The organism is Actinotalea ferrariae CF5-4, assembly GCF_000603945.1.
Classification (GTDB): domain Bacteria; phylum Actinomycetota; class Actinomycetes; order Actinomycetales; family Cellulomonadaceae; genus Actinotalea; species Actinotalea ferrariae.
On record NZ_AXCW01000292.1, the window covers coordinates 1 to 4,669 of the forward strand.

The following is a 4,669-nucleotide window of genomic DNA, read 5'->3' on the forward strand; positions in this document are numbered from 1 at the left end:
GCCCGCCCGCGGTGGCGCCGCGCCGCCCCGCGGTGGCGCCGCTGCCCCCCGCGGTCGCGGAGCGCCGTCATCGCCCGCTGCACCCCGGTACGACGACGGTGAGGACACCGACCCGGACGACCCGGACCTCAGCTCGACAGGCCTGGTCGGGGCCCCGCTCATCGCCCAGATGCTCGGGGGCACCGTCATCGACGAGATCCCCGAGGAGAGCTGACCCCCTGCGGCACGCTCTCCTGAGCGCGACGCGCGGTGCACCGTCGGGCCCCAGGCCCTACCGGGCCGTCCCAGCACTAGGCTGACCGTGTGTACGAAGGCGCGGTGCAGGACCTCATCGACGAGCTCGGGCGACTGCCCGGGGTCGGCCCCAAGAGCGCCCAGCGCATCGCGTTCCACCTCCTCGCCGCGGATCCGGCGGACGTGCGGCGCCTCGTCGACGCCCTGACCGAGGTCAAGGCCCGCGTCCAGTTCTGCTCCGTCTGCGGCAACGTCGCGCAGGAGGAGATGTGCCGGGTCTGCCGTGACCCGCGCCGGTCGCTGGCCGTCATCTGCGTCGTCGAGGAGCCCAAGGACGTCGTCGCCATCGAGCGCACCCGGGAGTTCCGCGGTCGGTACCACGTGCTCGGCGGCGCCATCAATCCCATCGACAACGTCGGCCCGGACGACCTGCGGATCAAGGAGCTGCTCGGCCGGCTCGCCGACGGCCAGGTCACCGAGGTGATCCTCGCGACCGACCCCAACGTCGAGGGCGAGGCCACCGCCACGTACCTCGCCCGCCTGCTGGTCCCCCTGGGCCTGCGGGTCACCCGTCTCGCGTCCGGCCTGCCGGTCGGCGGAGACCTCGAGTACGCCGACGAGGTGACCCTCGGCCGCGCGTTCGAAGGACGGAGGCAGATCAGTGCCTGACACGCCTGGCATCGACGAGCAGGGCGGCGGTCCCTCCACCGACGTCCCCGGTCGCCCCGCCGACGCGCCGCCGGACCTCGCCGAGGTCGCCGCCTCCGTCTCCCGCGAGGCCCGCGCCTTCGTCACCACGCTGACCGAGGTTGCGGCCGGCACCAACCCCGAGGTCGCGATCCCCCTCCTGCTGCTGGCCGTCTCCGACGTGCTGGCCGCGGGGGCGCGACTGGGCGCGATGGTCGACGTCGTCCCGCCGGAGCGGTTCGAGCCGGACGTCGGCCCGGACGCCGACCTGGACCCCCTGCGTGCCGCGCTCGAGAACGTCTTCGAGGGCCTGGACGCGTACGTCGAGGTCGATGACCCGCTGCTGGGCCAGTCGCTGGTGAGCTCGTCCGTCTCCGGGGACCTCGTCCTCGTGGCCGGTGCCCTCGTCCAGGGCCAGCGGCACTTCGACGCCGGGCAGACCCTCGAGGCCCTGTGGTGGTGGCAGTACTCCTACTTGGCCAACTGGGGCGAGCGCGGCTCCGCCGTCCTGCGCGTCCTGCAGGTGATCCTGGCGCACCTGCGCCTGGACGTGGACGACGAGGTCGCCGCCGAGGCGGAGTTCCAGGCCCTCCACCCCTGACGACCGGCGACGGCGCCCACGGCCCCCACCCAGCCCACGGCGCCCGGGGCGGGCGCAGCCCGCTCAGGCGACGCGGGTCCCGCGCGGCAGCGTGCCCTGGGGGATCGTGAGGCGGCGCACGGCCAGCGCGACCCCCGCCGCACCGAGCAGCAGGTTGAACGCCAGGCCCCACGGCCACACCGCGCCGAGGCTGTCCGCTCGGTCGCGCCGCGCCTGCTCCTCGGCCTCCCAGTCCTGCCACTGGGACCAGCACTCGTTGAGCGGCTCCTCGACGCCCAGCCGCGCCATCCGGACCCCGTACCGGATGCCGGTCATCGGGTCCGCGATCTGCGTCGAGCCGGCCGCGGGCGGCAGCGCGTCCGCCACGACGACGAACGGGTTGACCGCCAGCAGCCACCACGTCCGCTCCGTGTGCGTGACGTACCGCTCCTCCTCGCGCAGCACGCAGGGGATCTCCTCCAGCGGTCGCCCGTTCTCGTCGAACTCCACCTCGCCGCCGGGCCAGTCCTCGGAGCGCACCTGCACGCGCTCCTCGCCGCTGACGAGGGGGACGCTCAGGGCGAAGACGATGAGGGAGACGACGGTGAGCCCGGCGATCGCGACGTAGGTGAGGACCGCCGACCCGGCGCTGCGCGCCGTCATCGCGGAGAAGCCGAGCCCGATCGCGCACACGACCGCGAGCACGACCGCGAGCATCAGCACCGTGGTGAGCAGGCCGACGAACGCCGTCCCGCCGGTAGCGAACGCCCACACGATGAACGGCACGGACACCGCGAGGAACGCCAGCGACGCGAGCCACGAGGCCAGCAGCTTGCCGAGCACGATCTCGGCCGGGCTGAGCAGCGTCACCTGCAGCGTGGCGAGGGTGCCGTTGGCGCGGTCGCCGTTGATCGAGGTCGCTGACAGGGTCGGGGAGACGAGCAGCCCGAGGAACAGCACGAAGAAGACGATGAAGCCGAACATCGTCCGGCCGGCCGTCGCGTCGATGGCCGGGTCCGCGGCCATGTCGGCCGTCATCTGGCGCGACACGAAGAACGTCAGCGTGGTCACGACGCCGACGACGACGCCGAAGACGACCAGGGACACGACCCACCGCGTCGACCGCACGCGCTGGCGCAGCTCGAGGGCCGCGACCGTGCGGAGTCCCGCCCAGGTCAGCGACCAGCTGCCGGTGTGCCGGACCGGCGGGGGTGCGCCCCCCTCGTCGGGCGCGATGCGGGGCTGGGCCTCTGCGCTCATCGCCGCTCCTCCTCCAGGGCCAGGTACGTGGACTCCAGCGCCCCGGTCGCCGGGCTCAGCCCCGCCACGGGCACCCCGGCGGCGACGGCGTCGCGCAGCAGCGCGGCGGCGGCCTCCTCGCTCTCGAGGTCGACGACGACGCCGCCCGCCCCCTCGGCGGGGGCCGCGAACGGCTCGTCCGTCCGCCAGGGCACGCCCTTCTCGTCCAGCCACGCGACGAGCCCGCGCTGGGACAGCGCCCGCACCCGCCAGGGTCGGCGCGTGGTCACGGCGTCGTGGACCGACTGGGTGGCGACGGTCCGCCCGGCGGAGAGGAAGACGGCGTCGTCGGCCATCTCGTCCAGCTCGGTGAGGACGTGGCTGCTGACCAGGACGGTCTTCCCGCGGCCGGCGAGGTCGCGCAGGAGGACCCGCAGGTCCACGCGGGACCGTGGGTCCAGCCCGGAGGCCGGCTCGTCGAGCAGCAGCACCTGGGGGTCGTGCACCAGGGCGCGCGCCAGGCCGAGCCGCTGCTTCTGGCCCCGGGAGAGCACGTGCGCCGGGCGGTCCGCGTACTCGGACAGGTGGACGGTGGCGAGCAGCTCGGCGACGCGGGCCCGGGCGACGTCGTCGGGCACGCGGTACGCCGCGGCGAAGGTGAGCAGCACCTCCCGCGCGGTCAGCGAGTCCCAGGTGCCGAAGACGTCCGGCATCCAGCCCGTCACGGCGCGCGCCCCCCGGCTGTCCGTGAGGGGGTCGACCCCGGCGACCCGGACCGTGCCCGCGTCCGGCCTCAGCAGGCCCGCGAGGACCAGGAGCAGCGTCGTCTTGCCGGACCCGTTGGGGCCGATGAGGGCGGTGACGCGGCCGGGCCGGGCGACGAGGTCGACCCCGTCCACCGCGCGGACCGCTCCGAAGGACCGCCGCACGCCGTGCGCCTCGATCGCCATGGTCGAACGGTAGGGGAGGGGGGTAGGTCCACGGGGGTGAACCGCCGTGAAGGTCCGGTGTCGGTCGAGGGGTCGTCCCGGGGACGGTCCGACCTCGTGGCGCGGGTGGCGGGGGGCGTGGCGTGATAGGAAGCGCGCGTGCAGCCCACGGACGTCGAGGTGCTCACCACAGGCCTCGAGCTCGCGACCGGGACCGTGGTGCTCCTCGTGCTCGCCGGGTTCCTCGCCGGGTGGGTCGACGCGGTCGTCGGCGGGGGTGGCCTCGTCCAGCTCCCGGCGCTCCTCCTCGTGCCTGGCATCACCCCGGTGCAGGCACTCGCGACCAACAAGCTCGCGAGCATCATGGGCACGTCGACCAGTGCCGTGACCTACTACCGGCGGGTCCGGCCCGACCTGCGCACGGCAGTCCCGATGGGCCTGGCCGCGCTCGCCGGAGCGGCGGGGGGTGCGGCGCTGGCGGTCCTGCTGCCGGCGCAGGCGATCCGCGTCGTCGTCCTCGTCGCGCTCGTGGCCGTGTTCGGCTATACCGTCGCCCGGCCCGCCGTCGGGCGGACGACGGCGCTGCGGTGGTCCGGACGGCAGCACCTCGGCGCGGCCTGCCTGCTCGGGGCGGCGATCGGCGTCTACGACGGGCTGGTCGGCCCGGGGACCGGGACGTTCCTCGTGATCGGCCTGGTGGCGCTCATGGGGTACGCGTTCCTCGAGGCCTCGGCCAAGGCGAAGATCGTCAACGCCCTGACGAACCTCGGAGCGCTGCTGGTCTTCGTGCCGCAGGGCGCCCCGCTGTGGGGGCTGGGGCTGCTCGTCGGTGCGGCCAACGTCGCCGGGGCGTACCTCGGGTCCCGGATGGCGATCGCCCGGGGGAGCGCGTTCGTGCGCGTCGTCTTCCTCGTCGTCGTCGGCGGCCTGATCCTCCGCCTGGCCGGGGACGTCGTCGGCGGCTGACACGGGCCGACCCCACCGCCCCCACCGCCCCCCT

6 protein-coding genes are annotated in these 4,669 nt (G+C 74.7%); 4 read left to right on the forward strand and 2 right to left on the reverse strand.

Annotation, left to right across the window (positions count from 1 at the left end):
• From N866_RS21555 to N866_RS16540, 3 genes are all read left to right on the forward strand, one after another.
• Positions 1-214, forward strand: a 214-nt coding sequence (locus N866_RS21555; protein ID WP_034228457.1) for a hypothetical protein, incomplete at its 5' end; no start/stop codon positions are given.
• Positions 215-303: 89 nt separating this feature from the next.
• Entirely contained in the window at positions 304-903 is a 600-nt protein-coding gene (gene recR, locus N866_RS16535) for a recombination mediator RecR (RefSeq protein ID WP_034228459.1), read from the forward strand.
• The gene (locus tag N866_RS16540) at positions 896-1,522 is read left to right on the forward strand and encodes a DUF5063 domain-containing protein (protein WP_245612633.1); all 627 of its coding nucleotides are present in this window, start codon (positions 896-898) and stop codon (positions 1,520-1,522) included. The genes recR and N866_RS16540 overlap by 8 nt, the downstream gene beginning before the upstream one ends.
• Positions 1,523-1,585: 63 nt before the next feature.
• Here N866_RS16540 and N866_RS16545 read toward each other — a convergent pair whose 3' ends face one another.
• Together N866_RS16545 and N866_RS16550 are read right to left on the reverse strand one after the other, a co-directional pair.
• On the reverse strand, positions 1,586-2,761 hold the full coding sequence (locus N866_RS16545) for an ABC transporter permease (RefSeq protein ID WP_081802750.1): 1,176 nt from the start codon (positions 2,759-2,761) through the stop codon (positions 1,586-1,588).
• Positions 2,758-3,690 (reverse strand): ABC transporter ATP-binding protein, encoded by a 933-nt coding sequence (locus tag N866_RS16550; protein ID WP_034228462.1) that lies wholly within the window; start codon positions 3,688-3,690, stop codon positions 2,758-2,760. The genes N866_RS16545 and N866_RS16550 overlap by 4 nt, the downstream gene beginning before the upstream one ends.
• Positions 3,691-3,828: 138 nt before the next feature.
• Here N866_RS16550 and N866_RS16555 point away from each other — a divergent pair, with 138 nt between their 5' ends.
• Positions 3,829-4,635 (forward strand): TSUP family transporter, encoded by an 807-nt coding sequence (locus N866_RS16555; RefSeq protein ID WP_245612634.1) that lies wholly within the window; start codon positions 3,829-3,831, stop codon positions 4,633-4,635.
• Positions 4,636-4,669 lie beyond the last annotated feature (34 nt).